Here is a 21475-nt window from a genome sequence, read left to right on the forward strand (position 1 = left end):
GCTCCAGTCAGTTGCTCTTGGGGGAACGGGTGGCGGGGTCCTGCGGCAGGTGCAGCACGGCGGGCAGGCCGGAATCGCTGGCCCGGCGGAAGGCAGCGGCAAAACCGTCTGCCGTGTCCACGCGCTCGCCGTAGCCGCCGTAGGAGCGGGCCAGTGCTGCGAAATCGGGGTTGGTCATGTGGGTTCCGGACGGCCGGCCGGGGTAGTGGTTTTCCTGGTGTTCACGGATGGTGGCGAAGATGCCGTTGTCCACCACGAGGGCGATGAAAGGAGCGCCGTAGGCCATGGCCGTGGCCATTTCCTGGCCGTTCATCATGAAGCAGCCGTCGCCGGCCACCGAGATGACCTGCCGGCCGGGGTACGTGAGTGAGGCGGCCACGGCGGCCGGGATCCCCATGCCCATGGCGCCGTTGCGCGGTGCCGCCAGCGAATTGGCACTGGTGTGCTGCAGGTAGCGGGCAGGCCAGAGGGTGTGGTTGCCGGCGCCAAAGGTGAGAATGGCGTCGTCGTCCATCTCCTGCTTGAGGATTTCCATGACGACGCCGAGGTCGACGCCGGTCCCGCCGTCGGGATGGGCCGTGGAGAATTTCAGCTGGTCCGCACGGGCTCCGGAGAACCACCCGGCAGCACTTTCCACGGCAGGCTCCGTGGCTGCCAGGGCCAGCGAGAACGCGCTCACGTCTGCAACGACCTGCTGGTCCAGGCTGCCAAAGTGGCCCAGGAGGTCTGCATCGGCATTGACCACGATGGTTTCCGCACCGAGCCCCAGGGTGTAGCCGTCGGAGAGGACGTCGCTGCGGACGCAGCCGATGAACAGGATCAGGTCCGCCGCGTCGAGCCGGGCGGCGTTGGCGTCGCTGCGGCCATAGCCGAGGTACCCGGCGTAGGCGTCGGAGCTGTGCGGAACGGCGTCGTAGGCACGGAAATCGGCCACGATGGGCACGCCGCGGGTTGCGGCCCAGCCGGCGAGCGCGTCGCTGGATTCCTGCGTCCAGCCTTCGCCGCCCACCACAATCAACGGCTTGGAAGCCGCGGCGAGGCGGGACTGGAGTTCGTCCAGTGCGGGACCCGTCGGTGCCGGGCGCGAGACCGGGCGGGGCTCCACGGTGCCGGCCTCGATGGCATGGACCAGCACGTCTTCGGGCAGGCCCACCACCACGGGGCCGGGACGCCCGCTCAGGGCGGTGAAGATGGCATCGTCCACCACCCGCGCGGCGGAGGCCGCGTCGTCGAGCGTGACCACCTTTTTGGCGGTGCTGCCAAACCAGGCGTTGATGTCGAATTCCTGGAACGATTCGCGCCCACGGTCGGCCACGGGAATCAGGCCCACAAACAGCACCAGGGGCGTGGCGTCCTGATACGCGGTATGGACGGCGATGAAGGCGTTGGCGGCTCCCGGCCCGCGGGTCACCATGGCGACGCCCGGCAGCGCGGTGAGCCGGCCTTCGGCCAGGGCCATGAATCCCGCGCCGCCCTCCTGGCGGGTTACGACGGTTTCAATGGCGGAGTCGTGGAGGCCGTCCAGGACGTCCAGGTAGCTTTCGCCCGGAACGCCGTAGACGCGCTTGATCCCGGCGCGTTCCAACTGGTCGACGATCAGGTGGCCTGCGGTTGTTGTGCTCAAAGCTTCATTCCTTCTTGCTTGATGCTCAGCGCGGGCAGGAAGATGCCGGACAGAGCTGTGAGGACGGAGATGACGACGAGGATGGCGGCGCCGGGCCAGAACGAGCTGCTGGCGGCGACCAATGCGGTGGCGATCAGCGGCACGAAGCCTGAAATGACGCCGGCGGTGTTTGAGGTGATGGCGACGCCGGTGTAGCGGACCTTGGTGGCAAACAGGGAGGTCAGTGCCGCTCCGGACACGGCGTACGGTACGGAGAGGACCGCAACCCCGACCATCATGCCGGCGACCACGAGCAGCGGGTTCCGGCTTTCGATGGCCAGGAAGACGGGGACCGCCACCAGGGCCGAGGCGATGCCGCCCCAGAGGATGACCTTGCTGGCACCGAACTTTTCGCCCATTCGGCCGGCCCACACGAGCGCGCCGATCTCAAGGACTGCGGCCAGCAAGGTGCCCATGAGCAGCAGGCCATACGGCAGGTGCAGCACCTTGGTGCCGTAGAAGACCACGAAGCTGGTGATGAGGTAGAAGCCGCCAATGCCGAGCAGGGCCGAGCACATGCCGACCAGGATCTGGCGCCAGCTGTTCTTGAGCACTCCCCGGATGGGGGCATGCTCGGTTTCCCCGGATTCCATCAGCGCGGCGAATTCGGGCGACTCGCTGAGCTTGCCCCGGATCCACAGGGAAATGGCAAGCAGGGGGATGGCCGCGATGAATGGAATGCGCCAGCCCCAGGCATCGAAGTTCCCCTGCCCCACCAGGTACAGCATCCCGAAGAAGCCGCCGGAGGAAAGGATGGTGCCGATTGGGGACCCGATCTGCGGCAGGGCGGCGTAGCGGGTGCGCTTCTCGATCGGTGCGTTCTCGACGGCAATGATGACAGCTCCGCTCCATTCCCCGCCGACGGCCAGCCCCTGGACAATGCGCAGGACCACCAGCAGCACGGGTGCTGCCAAGCCGATCGTCATGTAGTTTGGCAGCAGTCCGATCAGCCCGGTGACCACGCCGATGCCCATGATCGTCACCATGAGGATCTTCTTGCGGCCCACCTTGTCACCCAGGGCGCCGAAGATGAAACCGCCGATGGGGCGGGCAACGAAGCCGACCGCCAGAGTTGCGAACGATCCCATGGCCGCAATGAACGGGTCGTGCGAGACGAAAAACTGTGCGTTGAACACGAGGGCCGCGGCCGTGGTGAAAAGGAAGAAGTCGTACCACTCCAGGGCCGTTCCCACGAGGGCGGCGAGTGCCACCTTGCGGGTGACGCTTTCGCTGACGGGGGGTGGTGCAGAAGGCTGGTGCGTGCTGGCCTTTGTTGCCATGATCAATTGCTCCAATGGAATCTAAACGTGCGGTTAAGCCGGGCCGGCGACCGAATCCTGTGATTGGGGTCACCGCCGTCCTGCACCCATTTTGTCAGGAGATTCACCCAAATGAACTAGGTGAGCACAGCGCAAATGTCGGCCATACTTGTGGGATTGCACAAGAATGTCGATTTTGTGCCGGCGGTTGATCCTCCTTCCCGGTCTTGTGGCAGCACATGCCCTGACAAGTGCTGCACTGTGCCGCCACCGGATATGGTGGGCGGATGCACAACTTTATGGATGCCGGAGACAATGAGCGATGGAGCTCGATAGTCGGGGAGTTGGGCGGGCGCATTGACGAGCTGGTGGAGCGGTTCCTGGCCCGGGTTTCCCATGTCCCCAGCTATTCCACGGAAATGGTTGATGTCGGCGACGTCAGGACAACGGCCACGGAGTCCCTGCGGCTGTTGGCCGAGAGCCTGGCGGAAGGTAGGGCGGGTGGCGATTTGCTCCACTATGCAGCGGCGCTGGGCGAAAAGAGGGCCAGGCAGGGGATTCCCCCGGAGTCGTTGATCACGGCGATCAGGCTGGATTTCAGTGTTGTATGGACTGATCTGCTGGAACACTGTGCTCCCTCCGATGCAGTGATGCTCGCCGGCCGGGTGGAGCACGTGTGGCGCGTGGTCGACGAGTACGCGACTCAGACGCACATCAGCTATCTTGCGGAGCGGGTCCGCATGGCCCAGGAAGAATCGAATTACCGACAGGAGTTCATCGTCAAGCTCTTCGGTCCGGCGGGCCGGACGGTCGACGTGATCAGCCAGGCCGCAGCGGCCCTCGAAGTTGATCCCGAGGGTGAATTTGGCATAGCCGCGGCCATCGGTCCGGCGGCGAGGGAACTCCAGAAACAAGTCTCCACTTTCCGCGTCAAGGGACCGTTTCTGTACCAGAGCGGTAACGTCACCTTCATGTTTTGGCAGCCCTTCAGCCGCCCCCGCTCGCGGGTCGCCCGGGGAGAGCCGGCATCGACCACGCCGACCATCCCCTGTGGATTGGTCCAGAATGTTCCGGGCCTGAGGTCGCTCGTAGCCGCAGCCGGAACGGCAGCGGCGTTGGCGCAAATCTCGACCGAAGAGGATGCCGGCCCGTTGACGATCGAGACCGGCTGGCGACGGCTCGCGCGCGAAAAGCTCAGGGAGAGCGGCCTGGACCTGGAGCGTGAGCTGGGCTTGAAGCTGGCGCAATGCCGGGAGGGGGAACGCCAGCGGATGGAGGAGACCATTCGCGCGTTCATGCGCTCTGGAAGTGTCACAAAAACCGCCTCGGAGCTGTTTTGCCACCGGAACACCATCCTGAACCGTTTGGCCAGGTTTAAGGATGTGACGGGATTTGACCTGATGGTTCCGGAGCATGCCGCCAGTATCGCGATTGCGTGGCCGACTTAGCGGTATGCCCACAGACTGCCTGGGCTTGAAGGGAAAGATTGGGCAAAGGCCCATTCTTGACGGATAAAGCGGGTGGGAAATGCCATTGAATTGTGACCGACAGCACATCAGAGTTTAAGTCAAGCGGTGCATCCACCGCAGATTTCATCAACTAGCCCCTTGTTGGAGACCACCATGCCCAATACTTCAGATGCCGGCGGTGCAGCGTTGCCCGGTCCGATCCTTAAGATGCGGAAGATCGCCGTCGCCAGCGTCATCGGCACCACGGTCGAATGGTACGACCTCTTCCTTTTTGCCACGGCGTCAGCCCTGGTGTTCAACAAGATCTTCTTCCCGAGCTTCGACCCCCTCGTCGGGACGATGCTGGCCTTCGGTACCTTCGCAGCGGCCTACGTTGCCCGGATCATCGGCGCCGCGCTGTTCGGCCACTTCGGTGACCGCATGGGCCGGAAGTCGATGCTCCTTACCTCCCTCCTGACCATGGGAGCGGCAACCTTCGCCATCGGCCTCCTGCCGGACTACGGGACTATCGGAGTTGCCGCGCCCATTTTGCTGCTCACCCTGCGGATCATTCAGGGTCTGGCCCTGGGCGGGGAATGGGGCGGCGCCGTGTTGATGGTTGTTGAACACTCGCCCAAGGCCAAGCGGGGATTTTATGGCTCGCTTGTCCAAGTTGGCGTCCCTGGCGGGACCCTGATCGCAAACCTGGTGTTCCTGCTGGTTGCCGGGATCATGCCTGAACAGGCACTGCTTTCCTGGGGATGGCGCATCCCCTTCCTCGTCAGCGTGCTGTTGGTTGCCATTGGGCTCTACATCCGCCTCTCGCTTGAGGAGACCCCTTCTTTCCAGGCCGTCAAGGATGCGGGGGCAAAAGCCAAGATCCCGCTCTTCGATTTGCTGCGCAAATACTGGAAGCAAGTCATCCTCGGCGCGTTGGCCACGGTCTCGACCGGAACGGCTTTCAACGTCCTGGTGGCATTTGGCCTGACCTACGGCAAGACTGAGTTGAAGTTCTCCACGGACACGATGCTGCTGGCTGTGCTGAGCGCATGTGTGGTCGGCCTGGTCATGCTCCCGGTGTTTGGCAAAATGTCGGACAAATTCGGCCGGAAGCCGGTCATCATCGGCGGATTGGTTGCCGAGATTGTCTTGTCTTTCCCCATGTTTTGGCTCATGGATACTCGCACCGTGGCCGGCCTCATCCTCGGATACGTCCTCATGATGACGGCATTCTGCGCAAACTACGGGCCCATTGCCACTTTCCTTGCGGAGTTGTTCGGCCCAAGGGTCAGGTATTCAGGGCTGTCGGTCGCCTACATGCTCGCCGGCCTGCTGGGCAGTGCCATCACGCCCGTCGTCACCACGGCCCTGCTCAATGCCACCGGGCAGGGATCGTCGGTTGCCTGGTTCCTCATCGGCTCGGCCGTCGTATCGCTGGTCGCTCTGCTCCTGCTCACTGAGACGCTGCGATCAAACATTGATGCTGTTGACCACCAGTCCTCCAGACTGAACGCCGGCACACCGGTCGACGGAAGCGGGGTCACTGTATGATCCGCCGACTGGACAGGAGCGCCGGTGCACTGCTGACCGGGGCATCCTCGGAAGCCGTGATCGCGAATGGATTCGTGTTCGTGTCCGGGCAGGTGCCGGGGCCGGCAAACCATGCTGATGGCCCAGCCGACTTTGAGCGCGAGGTGCGGCAGGCCCTGGCGAACCTCGCCCGAACGTTGTCGGATGCAGGTTCCGGCATGGACCGCGTGGTCAAGGTGACCACCTTTCTCAACGATCGCCGGCTGGCCGAGTACAACGTGATCTACGCCGAGGCGTTTGGCTCCAACCTGCCGGCGAGAACGACCGTCATGGTCGCGGACAGCGACCACTCCATTGAAATCCAGTGCATCGCCGTTGCCGGGGAATCAACCGACATCCGGCGGATTGCCAACGTGCCCGGCATGGCGCCGCTGCTGGGCCCGTATTCGCAGGCTGTTGTTGCCAACGGCCTGGTGTTCACGTCGGGGCAGACTCCGGCGGTCACCAGCATGGCCGACCAGCCGGAAAGCTTCGGTGGAAAAGTACGCCAAGTCATGGCGAACCTGGACACGGTGCTGACGGCGGCGGGCTCAAGCATGGAGCACATGGCGAAGGTGACCAGCTATCTGACGGACCCGGACCAGCTGGTTGAATATAACGGGATATACGCCGGTGCCATCGGGGCCGGATTGCCCGCCCGCACATCATGTTGCGTTGACATTTGGGACATTGCGCTGGAAATCGAGTGCATTGCGGCCGTGGCCGGAACGTCCCCGGAGGACGGAGCCATCCAACGCTTCGCCACATTCCCGGGACTGGCCGATTCCGTTGGCCCGTTCTCCCAGGCTGTCCAGGCCAACCGTCTGATCTTCACCACCGGCCAGATCCCGCTGATAACGAGCGTGGACCACCGGCCCCGGGATTTTGCGGGCAGCGTGCGGCAGGTGCTGACGAACGTGAAAACGGTCCTGGAAGGAGCCGGCTCCAGCTTGGATTCCGTGGTCAACGTCACGACGTACCTGACCAGCCCTGACCAAAGGGAGGAATATGAGCGCATTTATGCCGAGGTGTTTGGCCCGCACCTTCCCGCAACAACATCCGTATGCGTCGGAATTTGGGACTTCACTTTTGAGATCCAGTGCATTGCAGTTGCGGAAGGGAGCGGTGAAGCGTGAGTGTTGCCGTTAACGAGGGCCTTATCCAGCGGCTGCAGTCCGTCAGCTTCCCGACCATTGGGCACTTTCTGGAGGACGGCTTCCTTGATACGGGCATCCGGGCCCTCGTGGCCGATATCCACGTTGTGGGGCGTGCCGTGACAGTTCGGGTTGCCGGCGCCGACGCATTCGCTACAAATCAGGGCCTGGCGTTGTTGGAGCCCGGAGACGTCCTGGTCATCGAAACCGGTGGCGATGTGCGGCACGCCCCCGTAGGTGCCGTGACCGGGTGCGCCGCCCAGACCGCCGGCGCCGCAGGCATCGTCGTGGACGGCGTCGTAACGGACATCGTTGAGTTGCGTGAAGCGGGCCTGCCCGTTTTTGCGCGCGGCACCAGCGTGCTCACTACCAAGCGGCTGGCTGACGCCGGCAGTGCCGTCAACGTTCCCGTGCTGTGCGGCGGGGTGATGGTAAACCCGGGCGACATCGTCATGGCAGACGATAACGGAGTGCTTGTCCTGAGACCTGAAGACGCTGCCGCAATTGTCGACAGGGCACTCGCCTCGGACCTGGCTGAGCCTGCGATCTTGGCGCGCATCCGCTCCGGTGAATCGATCTCAAGCGTGCTCCCGCAAAGCTGATGTGCTTGGTTGGGGACACGTTGCCGAGGTTTGGATTTTTGGCGGATGGGCGCATGCCCGGGCGGCTTCCCGCTGGCAGACGCCGGGGCCTGCCCTATGCCTTCGCGAGTGCTTCCTTCAGCGCGCCGAGCACCAGCACCACGGAGGCCGGGTTCGCGTTGGGCCCCATCATGCCGATCCGCCACACGGTGTCCGCGAACTTGCCGGCGCCGGCCCCGATTTCCAGGCTGAAGTTCTCCAGCAGGTAGGACCGCACCACGGCGGAATGGACGCCGTCGGGCACGCGGACGGTGGTCAGGCTGGGCAGGCGGGACCCTTCGTCGGCAAACAGTTCCAGGCCCATGTCCTGCAGGCCGTCCTGGAGGGCAAGGCCGGCGGCGGCGTGGCGTGCCTGGACCGCGTCGAGCCCTTCATTGCGGATGCGGCCGAGGCCTGCCTGCAGGCTGGCAATCATGGCCACCGGGGCCGTGTGGTGGTACGTGCGCTTGCTGCCGCTGGCCGCTCCGACGTACCCGCCGAGCAGGCCGATGTCCAGGTACCAGGACCGCGGGTCCTTGACGCGGCGCTCGAAGGCGGCGTCGGAAATGGTGAAGGGGGCCAGGCCGGGGGAGACGCCGAGGCATTTCTGCGTGCCGGCATAGCCGACGTCGATGCCCCAGTCGTCGGCCTTCAGCTCCAGGCCGCCAATGGAGGTGACGGCATCGGTGATGAGCAGCGCATCACCCTTCAGCTTGCCCAGCGCGGCGATGTCGGAGCGGACGCCGGTGGAGGTTTCGGCGTGGACGGCGGCGATCACCTTGGGGGCGGGGTGGGCGGAGGCGACGCGCTCGGGGTCGATCGGCCGCCCCCACTCGTGGTCCACGCGCACCACCTCGGCGCCGGCGCGGCGGGCCACCTCGCACATGCGCTCGCCGAAGAGGCCGTTGACCGCGACGACGGCCACGTCGCCCTTTTCGATGGTGTTGACGAACGCGGCCTCCATGCCGAGCGAGCCCGTGCCGCTGAGCGGAAGGGTTCGGGCGTTCGTGGTGCCCCAGACCTCGCGCAGGCCCTCGCAGGTGTCGTCGAGCATTTCGATGAAGAGGGGGTCCAGGTGGCCCAGGATCGGGGCCGCGATGGCCGAGACTGCCTCCGGGTAGCAATTGCTCGGTCCCGGCCCGAACAGGTGGCGGTAGGTGAGGGTCTCGGTCATGGAAGCTCCTTGGTGTGCGCGGAAGGTTCCTCTACAGCATATGCGCCGCTGGCAGCGCTATTTCATCGCACCCAGCGCGTCATGCACGACCTCGGCGGGTAAGGTTACAGGCGGTGCGGCCCGTCCATGCCGGAGCGGGCACCGGGCCACTAGCGCTCTGGAATCTCGGTCAGCCCGCCGCCGTCGAGAATCTTGCCGGCCTTGTACGCCATTGGTGCCACGTCGTTGACTTCGGCATGGCGGACGCGGCAGATGAATACCGTATGGGTTTTCGCCTGGAAGCGCTCCCGGATTTCCGCCTCGAGCATGGCCGCGGAACCGTCGATCAGCGGTGAACAGTGGGGCCCGCCGTGCCAGTCAAATTCAGCGAACTTGTCGTCGGACTTGGACGAAAATACATTCACCACCTCGCGTTGGCGGTTGCTGAGGATGTTGACGCCCAGGTGGGTGGCTGCGTGAAGCGCCGGATACGTCGAGGAGGTGCGCTGGATGCACACCATGATCAGCGGGGGATCGAAGGAGATGGAAGCGTAGGCGTTCACCGCCAGGCCGCGTGGCTTGTCGCCCTCGCGCGTGGTGACAACCGTGACGCCCGTAATGAATTGCTTGTTGAATCCCCGGACCATGAGCGGATCGGGTTCATCCACGTCCCGGTCTGCGATGCCGGGGACCACGGTTTCAGTCATCAATCTTCTCCTAGTGAAGTAATGCCAAGGGCGTTGAGCAGTTGGCGCGGATCCCAGGTCACGCGCTCGTGGAAGAGCCTGCCGTCGGTGAAGGTGCAGAAGTTCACCCCGAACGTTTGTACTGTCCTGCCCGTGGCCGGAACCCCAAACAGTTCGTTGCTGTGGGTGCCGGTGCTGCTCCAAAAGATGGCCAGGTGGCCGTCCTCCTCGACGAGGTCCTCGACAGTGGTCTTAAGGTCAGGAAATGCGGCGCGGGTTGTCCTGACCGCGCCCTTGTATGCCGCCGCATCGAGGGGTGACGACGAACCCTCCGTGACGCGGGTGAAACCGTCGGCCAGCAGCGCATCGAGCGCGTCAACGTCGCCTTCGTCCCACACTGAGTGCCATACCCGGCGGACGTGCGCCTTCAGCTCCGATTCCTTGGACATGGGTGAAAACTCCTCCTCAAAACGTTCTGATGTATGGCACCAACGGTAATGCAGCTCACAATGCCAAGTCAAAGGTGCTGGCCGTTTGTGATGTGGATTTCCGTAGTTTAGACCAAAATTACCGTTATTTATGGGATTTTTTTACTCCATGACTATGCCGGTGAGGCAAGTCGTTGACTTCAATGAACGTCGATGCATATAGTCGCTACCATGCAAGATGTGTTGACGTTGAAGTCGACGGACAATGCACCACACCATTGACAAACTCGCTGCAACGCTGCAGCGGAGCGAAAGGCTATACCAATGCGCTTCTCCATCTTCCATGCGCTGGGTGCTCCCGGTGACTTGAAAAATTACAACCAGCACATGAAAGATGCCCGAGAGTACGCGCAGGCGGCCGAACGCTACGGGTTTTGGTCTACCTGGTACACCGAGCACCACTTTGGCCACGAGGGCCAGGAGCTGACGCCGAACCCCGTCATGATGGGCACTGACATTGCGGCGCGGACCTCCACCATCCGCATCGGCCAGGCAGCCGCCATCGCCACCTTCTGGCACCCGCTGCGCCTCGCCGAGGACCTGGCACTGCTGGACCAGTTCTCCGACGGTCGCGTGGAGGTGGGCGTGGGACGCGGCCTCTATGGGCGGGAGGCCCTGAACCTGAATGAGCTGGCGGATCCCCGCGACCAGGAACAAAACCGCGCCCTGTTCGCGGAAACATTGGAAGTCATGCGCAAGGCATGGACGCAGGACTTCTTCAGCCACAAGGGCCGTTTTTACGAATTCCCCAAGCCCGGGGTCAAATGGAGCCACCCGCTTTCGCCGGCCACCAGCGACTTCACCGAAGATGGCATCATCACCAAGATGTCGGTGGTTCCCAAGCCGTTCCAGGAGGAGCTGCCGCTCTGGCAGGTCATCGACACCCCGCGCTCCATTGCCAGTGCCGGCCGGGACGGCATCCAAGGCATCTTCTGGCTGCCTCCGGTCTCTGCCCTCAAGCCGCGCTTTGAGCTGTACCGCGAGGAAGCTTCCAAGGCCCAGGGCCGCGACGTGCCGCTGGGCGAGGGGATTGCCCTGGTGCGCGACGTCTATGTGGCTGACACCATGGAACAGGCCCGCGAGGAGTTTGAGCAGGCCGTCATGAACACATACAAGTGGATCACCCACTGGCGCGGGCTTTCCAACATGATGGAGGACGGCGAAGAACTGACGGATGCGCACAAGCTCGACTTTGACTTCCTGATGGACCGCAACATGTTGGTTGGCACACCCGAGTTCGTTGCCGAGAAGATCGCCGAGCTCAAGCGGGAGGTCGGCCTGGAACACATGATGCTCTGGACCACCCACCCCGGGCTGGACCACAAGAAGTCCATGCGAAGCCTGGAGCTCTTCTCGGAGCACGTCATGCCGCAATTCACGGGCAGCAACTAGGATGGCGGCCACTGCGACAAAGTTGTCAGACTGGCTGCGCAAGATTGTCCTTTACCAGGAGGACGTCAAGGATGAACACGGCGCGCCTCCAGCGGTCCCTGCCGTTCGGGCCACCGTGGCGGCCGTGATCCGCAATCCATGGCTGGGCACTGGTCCGGGCGAGGTCCTGGCCGGGCAGGCCGAGGCCGTTGCGCCGCACCTGGCGCGTGCCCTTTCGGACCGCCTCAAGGCGGCCCTTGGCGGGGCGGAGGAGATTGAGGCGTTCGGCAAGGCAGCCATTGTCGGCACGGCCGGCGAAATTGAGCACGGCGGAGCGTTGATCCACACCCCTTACTTCGGGAACCTCTTCCGGGAATTCCTGGAGGGCGAGTCCATCATCTGCTTTGCCGACAGCAGATCGGATGCCGGGCAGGCACTCATTGTCCCGATGTGGCACAAGCACGCACCGGCCACCCGCAGCCACTACCAAACCATTGCCGCCCGGGTCTCCGACGGGCCCCGCCCCGACGAGATTGTTGTCATCGCGGCGGCCTCCACCGGGCCGCGGCCGCACGCACGCATCGGTGACCGGAAAACCGACCAAGTTGTCACAGCAGAGAAATTGGAGCACGTATTCGCATGAAAATTCGCAAGGTAGTCACTGTCATTGAAGAAATCTCGCAGGAGGGCGGCCGGGCCGTCTCGCCGGCGGCGCGCGTGGCAATTGTGGCCGCCGTGATTGAGAACCCGTGGGCCGGCCAGGGATTCGTGGAAGACCTCTCGGCCGGCATTGACGCCACGGCATCCGATCTTGGCGCGTTGCTGGCCCCCGCCGTACTTGCGGCGCTGGGGACACCTGCAGAAGCCTACGGCAAGGCTGCGATCGTCGGGCTGAACGGCGAAGTGGAGCACGGATCGGCCCTCATCCACACCCTGAAGTTTGGTGACCACTTCCGCAAGGCCGCCAACGCCACGACGCTGCTGCCGGCGGTGGAGAAGCGCGCCACGGCCGGCACAATTTTCGACATTCCCCTCAAGCACATCACCGACGCCACCATCCGCTCGCACCACCAAAGTGTGGAAGTGCGCATTGACGATGCCCCGCACGCGGATGAAATCATCGTTGCACTCGCGGCCGCATCCCAGGGCCGTCCACAGCAGCGCCTGGCCGCGCTGTCCACGGAACAGTAGCCGGCGATGGCCAAGGCAACCCTGGTCCTGTTGCACGGCGTGGGCCTGGACCACACCATGTGGCATCAGTTGGCTGGGCGGCTGGGGACGCAATTTGACGTCCGTGCCCTGGACCTCCTGGGTCACGGGACGCGGCCGCCCGCGCCGGCGGACGTCACCTTGTCCGATCTCGCGGACGACATTGCCGGGATGCTGGAACCGGGGACGCACCTCGTGGGCTTTTCCCTCGGCGCCCTGGTGGGCCAGCATCTGGCCAGCCACCGGCCAGGGCTGCTGGCGAGCCTGACCTCGGTCAGCTCCGTGTGCCGGCGCACCCCAGAGGAGCGCTCGGCTGTCCTGGCGCGGCTGGCCCTGGCAGCCGGGGACTTTCCGGCCAGTGTCGAAGCATCCCTGGAGCGCTGGTTCCCAGATGCGACGGAGGCACCAAATTCCGTCGTTGCGCAGACCCGGCGGGTCCTCCTGGGCAACGACGTCCAGTCGTACCTGAACTGCTACCGCGTCTTTGCCACCGCGGATGAAGGGCTGTCCCTGGAACTGCCCAAAATAGCTGTTCCTGCCCTGGCCGTCACCGGTGCGGACGATCCCGGCTCGACCCCGGAGATGACGCACCGGCTGGCGGGGGCCATGCCGGACTGCACCGCCGTCGTTGTTCCCCATGCCCGGCACATGCTGCCGGTCCAAGACCCAGAAGCCCTGGCCACCGCCCTCACGTCGTTTATTGGAGAGAAAATCAATGTCAACTATCCGTAGCTACGGCCACTTCATCGGCGGCGAGTGGGTGGCGCCTGCCAGTGGCGAATATTTCGAAAGCACCAATCCGGCCACGCTGGAGGTCTTGTATTCTGCTGCCCGCGGCAATTCGGAAGACATCTCGAAGGCCGTTGACTCGGCACAGCGTGCCTTTGAGGACCCGCGCTGGAGGGACTTGAGCCAGACCCGCCGTGGGCACCTGCTGCGCCGGCTGGGGGACGTCATTGGCGAACATGCCGAGGAACTCGCCCGGATGGAAACCCTGGACAATGGCAAATTGCTGCGTGAAATGCGCGGGCAGATGGCCTCCCTGCCCGAGTACTACTATTACTACGCCGGTCTGGCGGACAAGATCCAGGGCGACGTCATCCCGACCTCGGACAAGACGGTGCTGAACTACACCATGCGGGAACCGGTGGGCGTGGTGGGTGCCATCACGCCCTGGAACTCGCCGCTGACCCTGACTACCAGCAAGCTGGCGCCGGCCCTGGCAGCTGGAAACACCATGGTGGTCAAACCCAGCGAATATACCTCGGCCACAGTGTTGCGTCTGGCCGAGCTGGTCATCGAAGCCGGATTCCCGCCGGGTGTGGTCAATGTGGTGACGGGGTTTGGTGGCGAGGCCGGGGCCTCACTGGTGGACCATCCGAAGCTGGCCAAGATCTCCTTTACCGGCAGTACGCAGACAGGCTCGCGGATCGCCTCAAGTGCCGCGTCGCGGTTCATCGGTGCCACCCTGGAACTTGGCGGCAAGTCGCCCAACATCGTCTTCGAAGACGCCAACGTCGCCAACGCCGCAATGGGCGTGGTGGCCGGCATCTTCGCGGCCGCCGGGCAAACCTGCATTGCCGGAAGCCGCGTTTTTGCCCACAAGTCCGTCTACGACGAACTTCTGGAACGGGTGTCCGCGCGGGCGGCGTCGATCGTGATCGGCGATCCGCTGGAGGACGCGACAGAGCTGGGCCCCCTGGCCTTTGCCACGCAACGAGACAAGGTGGCCGGCTACGTGGACCTGGGCGTCAGCGAGGGTGCCAAGGTCCTCACCGGCGGGCGGTCCATCGACGGGGGTCTGGGCGGCTACTTCTTCGAGCCCACGGTCCTGACGGGGGTGGACAACAGCATGCGCGTTGTCCGCGAGGAGATTTTTGGCCCGGTGGCCGCGATCATGCCCTTCGAAACGGAGGACGAGGTGGTCCGCCTGGCCAATGACACCCAGTACGGCCTGGCGGCCGGGCTGTGGACGCAGAACCTCTCCCGTGCCCACCGCCTGGCCGGACGGCTGGACGCGGGCACCATCTGGGTCAACACCTACCGTGCCATGTCTCCCATGTCGCCCCGGCAGGGGTTCAAGAGCAGCGGTGTGGGTGTGGAGCACGGCACGGAGACCATCCGCGAGTACACCCGCCTCAAGAGTGTGTGGATCAACACCAACGACGCTCCCGTGGACGACCCGTTTATCATGAGAGGCTGACCATGCCGCTCATTGAAGTGACCCTGTCGGCCGGCCGGACAGCCGCTCAGGTGCGGTCCATGATCCACGAGGTCCATGCGGCGGTGGAACGCACCACCGCCGCGCGTCCGGAGCACATCCGCGTCATCGTTCGCGAGGTGCCCCGGGACCACTGGGCCACGGGCGACGTCACCCTCACGGAACTGGACGCCAGTTCCGGGTAATGTTGCATGGTAGATAGGCTGCCCGTCATGGCTCGGCAAAAAGCCAAGACGGCCTGATTTGCCACGTTTTCCCTCCATGGAAGTGAGTTCGCCGAATTGGTGAACATCTATTGACATGCATGCAAGCTTCAAAATAGGATTTCTACCATGCAAGAAGGTATTGTGAGCCAGGACACAGCAGTGGATGATTCGCTGGGCGAGACCACGTTGCTTGACAGGATTCGTGAGCTCATTCTGGGCGGGGACTACAAGCCTGGAACCGCACTCTCGGAGGTGCGGCTGGCTGAGTACTATGCAGTCAGCCGGACGCCCGTGCGTGAAGCCCTCAAGCAGCTGCAAATCGAGGGACTCGTGGAAATCCGACCCAAGGTGGGCACCTTTGTTCGGGAAATCACCCGACGCGAGATTCTTGAAATGTTTGAAGTGAAGGAAACGCTGGAGGGCCTCGCAGCACGCCTGATGGCCCGGCGCGGGCAGATTCCCGAGCTGGACACCCTCCGGACAAATGTGGAGGCTTCCGAACTGGCGGTGCTGCGCAATGACAGCGCCGCTTACGCCAACCTGGTGCACGAATTTCACGAAACCCTCATCACCGGGTCAGACAACCTCAAACTTGCCCAACACTACCGAACGCTCATGAACCAGCTTGCATACCACCACCTGGTCCTCACCTCCGTTCAGCATCCCGGGCGGCTTTCCAGGTCCACGGCGGAACACCGCCAGGTCCTGGAACTAATCACCGCCAAGGACAGCGTCGGCGCGGAGCTGGCCATGAAGGACCACGTGTGGGCCTCCTCCCGCGAAGTCATGATGGACTCCGTTTCACGCCAAGACAGAAACTAGCCGCCGGCTAGCCCAGGGCCGGCCCAGCGAGGCCCACCCCACCCCACAACCGAGCGATTTCAGAACGCGGCACCAATGCGGGTGCCGTGGCGCTGGACCGCACCCACTTTCGCAAGAATTGACCGATAGGACGGCAGACATGTCGCAAAACAGTGAGTCAAGTGTTGCCGCTGACCGGGGTTACCGGGACAGCCTGACCAAGATTGAACCCTACGGCGTGGAACACATCCCCGACGTGGAACGGCACGGCAAGCCCAGCTCCCAGTTCTTCATCTGGTTTGCCGCCGGCATGAACTTCCCCATCATCGTCCTGGGCTTCAGTGCGGCCTACTTTGGCCTGTCCATGGCGCAAGCGGTCGTGGCAATCCTCGCCGGCGCCCTTATTGGTTCCACCATCATGGGCCTGATGTCCCGCATGGGCGTCCGGCTCGGCGTTCCCCAGCAGATGCAGGCCCGCGGACCTCTTGGCTTCATCGGCAACCTGTTCCCCGTGGCCTACGTCAACGTCTTTGCCGGCGTCGGCTGGGCGGCGGTCACCGTCATTCTCGGCGGCAAGGCGCTGCACGAGCTGACGCATTTGCCGTTCTGGCTCGCCGCCTTGGGCCTGATGCTGCTGCAGCTCCTCGTTGCCGTCATCGGCTACAACCTCATCCACTTCCTGCAGCGGATCCTGGCGATCGTGCTGTTCTTCGGCTTCCTGCTGATCACCATCGTCACGGTTTCCCGCGGCGGCGTCACCTTGACAGGCAACCCGCACGCTGAAGGATTCATCGGCGCCGGCAGCTGGGTCACCTTCTTTGGCTACTTCCTGGCATTCCTGGTGGCCTGGCTGCCATTCGCCTCGGACTACTCCCGCTACCTGCCGGACACGGGGTCCGTGCGCCGCGGCACCGGCATCTTCACCATGCTCGGGAACTTCGTGACCATCGCCTGGATGGGGATCGTCGGCGTCGTGCTGGCCGGCACCGCAACCACCACCGACCCGATCACGGCGCTGAACCAGCTCATGGGACCTTGGGCTGTTCCGGGACTGCTGGCCATTGCACTTTCCTCCTTCTCGCAGAACTTCCTTAACGTCTACGGCGGCGCCATATCAATCCAGACCATGGGGGTGCCAGTCAAACGGACCACCGGCGTCGTGTTCATCTGCGTGGCCTCCTACCTGGTTGCCCTGTGGGGCCAAAACGGAATCTACGAGGGCTTCTCCGTCTTCCTCAACCTGACGGCCTACTTCATTGCACCGTTCGCAACCGTCCTGATCTGCGACTACTACCTCGGCGGCCGCCAGTCGAAGCAGGGCATGGCCGAGCTGTTCGACAAGTCGCGCAAGTTTGAGTGGGGCTTCGTGGCCTGGGCCGCCGGCGTGCTTGGCTCGGTTCCCTTCTGGGTCTCCTCCCTGTTCACGGGGCCGGTGGCCGCAGCCATCCCCGATGCGGGGGACCTGAGCATGTTCGTGGCCGCGGCCGTTGCGGCGGTCGTGTACTTTGCCACCTACAGGCTGCGCCCCCTGTCCGGGCTCCGGCATCCAGTTGCCGATGTCATGGCCGCGCAGCCAGCTCCTGCGGCCCAGCGGGCGGGGCGGTGAGCGCCGGGGTCCCTGTCCGCCGCAGGACGCTCGTCGCGGTCGACATGCAGCACTGCTTCCGTGACAAAGGCAGCCAGTGGTACGTGCCGCGGTATGACGAGATCGTGCCGGTCATCGAGGCGCTGGACAAATGTCTGGAGGGGCCGGCGGTTTTCACGATGTTCGTGGCCGACCCCCGGGAGCCCGGCGCCTGGAGCAGCTACTACGACCGCTGGCATGAGATGCGCCTGCCCGGCGCGCACAGCCTCTGGGACATCACAATGGCCCCGCCGGCCGGCGCCGCCATTGTTTCGAAGGGGACATTTTCCAAGTGGGGACCCGAGCTTGAAGAGCTCATCCCCGTAGGTTCGGAAATGATCCTGACAGGTGTGGCCACGGACTGCTGCATCCTCTCAACGGCCCTGGGCGCCGTCGACGCCGGACGGTTCGTTACGGTGGTCTCCGACGCCTGCGCGGCGGTCAGCGATGAGGCGCAGGCCCAGACGCTGGCGCTGCTGCAACTGCTGGCGCCCCTGTGTACCGTGGTCACCAGCACGGAATTGCTGGGCGTGTCCCCGGAAATTTCCGCGCCCGCCCTGCAGCCCTGAAAGAAGGAAGAAATGATTGTTGAAGTGACGCCGGCCGGAGTCAGGCTGCTCAACCCGGATGACACCAAGCGCCTCCATGTTGAGGTTACCGGCGGACTGGACGGGGGACAGCTCGCGCAAGCCCTGCAGGCTGCCCAGCTTGGCACTGTCGACGGCGGCCACGCCTTCCTTCGGCCGGCCGGCCTGCGTGGGCTGGCAGGGGACGCGGCGACGCCGGCGTGGGAGGCGGAACTGGCTTCCATGGTTGACTACGCCACGTCAAAGGGGTGGGTCGACGGCAACGGCTGCCTGCAGGCCCACCTGGAATTTGACGACGGGAAAGCCCATGGGTAGTCGCCGGCGGCGAAGCCGGTAGTCTCACTTCAACCGCAGCCATCCTGGAAAGGTTCCCCCATGCACCTCCCCGTGCCCGGTGCCGACGCCCACCTGGCCGCTGCCCCGACGGTCATCCCCTCCCTCCAGCATTGGACCCCGGGGGAGGGGACCGCCCGCCTCGGGGAGGGATTCGTCGTCGTGCATCCGCCCGAGCTGGCGGAGGTGGCCGCCACACTGCTGGCGGACATGGCGGAGCTGGCCGGGCTCTCCGGCAGCGCCGGGGACGGTGCGGGCGCCGGCACCATCGTGCTGGCGCTGGACCCCGCGCTGGAGTTCCCCGCGGACAATGCCACTGCAGCTGCCGAAGGGTATGTGCTGGAGGTCGACGGCGGCGTGCGCGTCAGTGCCCGGACGGCGGCCGGCGTCTACTGGGGCACGCGCAGCCTGTTGCAGATGCTCTCGGCCTCCACCACTCTGCCGGGCGGGACCGCCGTCGACTGGCCGAACTACCCGGTGCGCGGCTTCATGCTGGACGTGGGCCGCCGCTTTGCCGATCCGGCGGCGCTGCGGGACTGGCTCCGGTTCATGAGCTGGTACAAGCTGAACACTTTCCTGGTCCACCTCAATGACAATGAGATCACCTTGAACACCCAACGGCCGTGGACCGCGGCGCAGCAGGCGTTCCGGCTGGCCTCGGATTCGCCGTGGCTGGCGGGACTTGCCGCGGAGGACGGCTCCTACAGCCGCGCCGACTGGGACTCCTTCGAGGACGAGGCGGCGCTGCGGCAGGTGCGGCTGGTGCCGGAGATCGACGTGCCGGCGCATGCAAGGAGTTTCACCCGGTGGCGTCCGGAGATGGGGCTCGACGGCGGCGACTCGGACATGCTGGACCTGGGCAGGCCGGCGGCCACCGAGCTGGTCAAGGACGTGTTCAGCGAGTTTGTGCCGTGGTTCCGCGGCCCCGCCGTCCACTTCGGGGCCGACGAATACGCCCGCGGACACTCGGAGGAATACCGGACGTTTTTCAACGCCATCAGCGCCCATGTCCGGGCACTCGGGAAGGACCCGATGGCGTGGGGCAGCCTGACCGTGATGTCCGGTGGCGCCGGCGCACCGGGCCCGGACGGCTACAGCCGCGACGTGGTGGTGTGCGCCTGGAACAAGGACTGGTACAGCGGCCGGGCGGCCGTGGCGGACGGCTACCGCGTCATCAACACCGACGACGCGCTCCTGTACATTGTGCCGTTTGCGGACTACTACCACGGCCACGGGCTGGACGCCCGGGCATTGTTTGACAGTTGGGAGCCGCACGTCTTTGGCGACGGCCTGGACCTGGAACCGCGGCACCCACAGCTGCTGGGCGCGGCCTCGGCCGTCTGGAACGACCTGGTCCTGCTCGCCTACAACGAGCGCGCCGTCCACGACCTGGTGAAGCCGGCCTTCGGGGTGCTGGCCCAAAAGATGTGGGCCGGGGCCGTCGCGGGGCTTTCCTTTGAGGAGTTCACTGCACAGGCCCGAGCGGTGGCAAGGTGGCCGGGACGGGAGCTTTTGGACTGACCAATGGACGGGCGGCCGTCCTGTCTGTAGGCCTAAAGGACGTCGTCCGCGCTCGCTGTGGAACGCACCATGCCGTCTACAAAGTTGTTCAGCGGGTAGCGGGACCGGCTGTATTGAGGGCGCCGCGTGCGCCGCGCGTAGCCTTGGCCATGTTGCCGAGGAGGCCCTCACGCGTGGCGCAGTCGTAGCTGGGGACATTCCTCCCGCGAGGACAGGCCCCCAACGCCAATGCAGGCCGTTCCCCAGGCCCCGATGGACGCGAAGCAGGGACCTTGTGAACTCCGGAACCCCTTGTGCCGGCGTCAGGGAAGTGGCCATGTAGGCAGCCCCGGTCGGCCGCTTCCGGGTTCTGATGGGGCCCATTAAACGTCCGTTGGCCTTCGGCCTCGCGGGGAGGTTGCCGAAGGCCAACGGTAACGCTGATAGGGGTCTAATTATTTGGTGTAGCCGAAGACCTGGTTCCACTTGGCAAGATCGCTTTTGCCAAAGTTGATGGCATCCGCGTTGGTCATCCGGTAGACCTTGCCCGAGTCAATGGCAGGGAGCTGAACACCCATGATGGTGGGAGGCGCCACATCGGTGCGGACGGGGTATTCGCCAAGCTGCCCAAAGACTTTCTGTCCCTGCTTGGAGAGGTTGTAGTTCATGAACACCTTGGCTGCGTCAGTGTTTTTCGCTGAACTGGTCATGCCCAGGAAATAGTCATAGGCGACCAGGCCCTCCTTGGGAACGATAAATTTGACGGGCGCCTTGTCTTGCACCGCAGAGAGGTTCGTTCCGCTGATGGTGACGGTTCCGACGGCGACTTCACCGCGGGCCAGAGCTGTTGCCTCTGCGCCCAGCGAGTCGTAGATGGTCGGCTTCTGTGCGGCATAGGACTTGAAATAGTCCGGTCCGAGTTTCGAATCCATGAACCTGTTCAGGGCAGCCGTGCTGCCGCCGGAGCCGCCTTGGACGATGCCGATCTTTCCCTGCCATTTGCCGCTGACGGCATCAGCCCAGGACGTGGGGGCATCCGCTTCCTTAACAAGCTGGGTGTTGTAACCAAGCGTGTAGACGGAGTCGAACATGCGGGTGAACTTTCCACCGTCAATGGAGACGTCCTTGAACTTTGACGCCCCAGGGACGTCGTAGTTCTGCCATACCCCGGCGTCTTCCATGGACTTCGCGATCCGGTAATCGGAGGTGCGAATGACGTCGGCGCCGAGTTTGCCGGCCCCCTTTTCGGACAGCACGCGCTCACTGAGTTTGTTCGGGGTGAGGCGCACGACATTGACCTTGATGCCGGTGTCCTTGGTGAACGCGGCAACCAGGGCAGCCTCCGACGACTCCGTATAACCGGAGTAGAGGGAAAGCGTCTCGGTCTTGGCCTTGTCGTAGGTGGCCTTGTCCGCGATGGTTTCACCGTTAATGACCAGCCCATTGGTCGTGTTGACGGATGCTGCGCCTGTCACGACGCTGGAACTGGCGTCGGCACTGCCGCAGGCGGCCATGCCCATGACCAGTAGTAGACCGGTTCCGATTACGGGGATTTTGGAGGATAGCTTCATGGTTTTGATCCC

The 21475-nt window shown here is 64.3% G+C and carries 21 protein-coding genes; 15 read left to right on the top strand and 6 right to left on the bottom strand.

Annotation, left to right across the window (positions count from 1 at the left end; all coding sequences use genetic code 11):
• Positions 1-7: 7 nt before the first annotated feature.
• A complete protein-coding gene (locus MMF96_RS10730) occupies positions 8-1624 on the bottom strand; it encodes a thiamine pyrophosphate-dependent enzyme (protein ID WP_256883540.1) in 1617 nt (538 codons plus the stop codon).
• Positions 1621-2943 carry an MFS transporter gene (locus MMF96_RS10735; RefSeq protein WP_256883541.1) on the bottom strand — a complete coding sequence of 441 codons (1323 nt, stop codon included), beginning with the start codon at positions 2941-2943 and terminating at the stop codon, positions 1621-1623. The genes MMF96_RS10730 and MMF96_RS10735 overlap by 4 nt, the downstream gene beginning before the upstream one ends.
• A 266-nt stretch (positions 2944-3209) precedes the next feature.
• On the opposite strand from MMF96_RS10735, the gene MMF96_RS10740 reads away from it, so the two are divergent.
• The 4 genes from MMF96_RS10740 (at position 3210) to MMF96_RS10755 (ending at position 7695) form a co-directional block, all read left to right on the top strand.
• A complete protein-coding gene (locus MMF96_RS10740) occupies positions 3210-4370 on the top strand; it encodes a helix-turn-helix domain-containing protein (RefSeq protein WP_256883542.1) in 1161 nt (386 codons plus the stop codon).
• Positions 4371-4544: 174 nt separating this feature from the next.
• The gene (locus MMF96_RS10745) at positions 4545-5921 is read left to right on the top strand and encodes an MFS transporter (RefSeq protein WP_256883543.1); all 1377 of its coding nucleotides are present in this window, start codon (positions 4545-4547) and stop codon (positions 5919-5921) included.
• Positions 5918-7075 (top strand): RidA family protein, encoded by a 1158-nt coding sequence (locus MMF96_RS10750; RefSeq protein ID WP_256883544.1) that lies wholly within the window; start codon positions 5918-5920, stop codon positions 7073-7075. Before MMF96_RS10745 ends, MMF96_RS10750 begins: the two co-directional genes overlap by 4 nt.
• Positions 7072-7695: an RraA family protein gene (locus MMF96_RS10755; RefSeq protein ID WP_256883545.1), complete on the top strand. Its 624-nt coding sequence runs from the start codon at positions 7072-7074 to the stop codon at positions 7693-7695. The genes MMF96_RS10750 and MMF96_RS10755 overlap by 4 nt, the downstream gene beginning before the upstream one ends.
• A gap of 94 nt (positions 7696-7789) precedes the next feature.
• Here MMF96_RS10755 and MMF96_RS10760 read toward each other — a convergent pair whose 3' ends face one another.
• The 3 genes from MMF96_RS10760 to MMF96_RS10770 all read right to left on the bottom strand — a co-directional run bounded on the left by MMF96_RS10760 (position 7790) and on the right by MMF96_RS10770 (position 10001).
• Positions 7790-8887, bottom strand: a complete 1098-nt coding sequence (locus MMF96_RS10760) for an alanine--glyoxylate aminotransferase family protein (protein WP_256883546.1) — start codon at positions 8885-8887, stop codon at positions 7790-7792.
• A gap of 149 nt (positions 8888-9036) precedes the next feature.
• Positions 9037-9573, bottom strand: coding sequence for a flavin reductase family protein (locus MMF96_RS10765; RefSeq protein WP_256883547.1), 537 nt, complete (start codon positions 9571-9573; stop codon positions 9037-9039).
• Positions 9573-10001, bottom strand: coding sequence for an ester cyclase (locus MMF96_RS10770; RefSeq protein WP_176616189.1), 429 nt, complete (start codon positions 9999-10001; stop codon positions 9573-9575). The genes MMF96_RS10765 and MMF96_RS10770 overlap by 1 nt, the downstream gene beginning before the upstream one ends.
• Before the next feature lie 303 nt (positions 10002-10304).
• Here MMF96_RS10770 and MMF96_RS10775 point away from each other — a divergent pair, with 303 nt between their 5' ends.
• The 11 genes from MMF96_RS10775 to MMF96_RS10825 all read left to right on the top strand — a co-directional run bounded on the left by MMF96_RS10775 (position 10305) and on the right by MMF96_RS10825 (position 19913).
• Positions 10305-11432, top strand: coding sequence for an LLM class flavin-dependent oxidoreductase (locus MMF96_RS10775; RefSeq protein ID WP_176616188.1), 1128 nt, complete (start codon positions 10305-10307; stop codon positions 11430-11432).
• Position 11433: 1 nt separating this feature from the next.
• Entirely contained in the window at positions 11434-12054 is a 621-nt protein-coding gene (locus MMF96_RS10780) for an amino acid synthesis family protein (protein ID WP_176616187.1), read from the top strand.
• Positions 12051-12602, top strand: a complete 552-nt coding sequence (locus MMF96_RS10785) for an amino acid synthesis family protein (protein ID WP_176616186.1) — start codon at positions 12051-12053, stop codon at positions 12600-12602. The genes MMF96_RS10780 and MMF96_RS10785 overlap by 4 nt, the downstream gene beginning before the upstream one ends.
• 6 nt (positions 12603-12608) lie before the next feature.
• Positions 12609-13352: an alpha/beta fold hydrolase gene (locus tag MMF96_RS10790; RefSeq protein ID WP_256883548.1), complete on the top strand. Its 744-nt coding sequence runs from the start codon at positions 12609-12611 to the stop codon at positions 13350-13352.
• On the top strand, positions 13336-14823 hold the full coding sequence (locus MMF96_RS10795) for an aldehyde dehydrogenase (RefSeq protein ID WP_176616184.1): 1488 nt from the start codon (positions 13336-13338) through the stop codon (positions 14821-14823). The genes MMF96_RS10790 and MMF96_RS10795 overlap by 17 nt, the downstream gene beginning before the upstream one ends.
• A gap of 2 nt (positions 14824-14825) precedes the next feature.
• On the top strand, positions 14826-15026 hold the full coding sequence (locus MMF96_RS10800; protein ID WP_256883549.1) for a tautomerase family protein: 201 nt from the start codon (positions 14826-14828) through the stop codon (positions 15024-15026).
• Positions 15027-15188: 162 nt separating this feature from the next.
• Positions 15189-15869, top strand: a complete 681-nt coding sequence (locus MMF96_RS10805) for a GntR family transcriptional regulator (RefSeq protein ID WP_256883550.1) — start codon at positions 15189-15191, stop codon at positions 15867-15869.
• A gap of 139 nt (positions 15870-16008) precedes the next feature.
• Positions 16009-17454 carry a cytosine permease gene (locus tag MMF96_RS10810; RefSeq protein WP_256883551.1) on the top strand — a complete coding sequence of 482 codons (1446 nt, stop codon included), beginning with the start codon at positions 16009-16011 and terminating at the stop codon, positions 17452-17454.
• Positions 17451-18041, top strand: coding sequence for a cysteine hydrolase family protein (locus MMF96_RS10815; RefSeq protein WP_256883552.1), 591 nt, complete (start codon positions 17451-17453; stop codon positions 18039-18041). Before MMF96_RS10810 ends, MMF96_RS10815 begins: the two co-directional genes overlap by 4 nt.
• Positions 18042-18053: 12 nt before the next feature.
• Positions 18054-18374: a hypothetical protein gene (locus MMF96_RS10820; RefSeq protein WP_176616180.1), complete on the top strand. Its 321-nt coding sequence runs from the start codon at positions 18054-18056 to the stop codon at positions 18372-18374.
• Between the two features lie 60 nt (positions 18375-18434).
• Positions 18435-19913: a family 20 glycosylhydrolase gene (locus tag MMF96_RS10825; RefSeq protein ID WP_256883553.1), complete on the top strand. Its 1479-nt coding sequence runs from the start codon at positions 18435-18437 to the stop codon at positions 19911-19913.
• A gap of 434 nt (positions 19914-20347) precedes the next feature.
• Here the strand turns inward: MMF96_RS10825 and MMF96_RS10830 are convergent, their stop codons facing one another.
• Positions 20348-21463 (bottom strand): ABC transporter substrate-binding protein, encoded by a 1116-nt coding sequence (locus tag MMF96_RS10830; RefSeq protein ID WP_256883554.1) that lies wholly within the window; start codon positions 21461-21463, stop codon positions 20348-20350.
• Positions 21464-21475 lie beyond the last annotated feature (12 nt).

Source organism: Arthrobacter sp. STN4 (genome assembly GCF_024539665.1).
Lineage (GTDB): Bacteria > Actinomycetota > Actinomycetes > Actinomycetales > Micrococcaceae > Specibacter.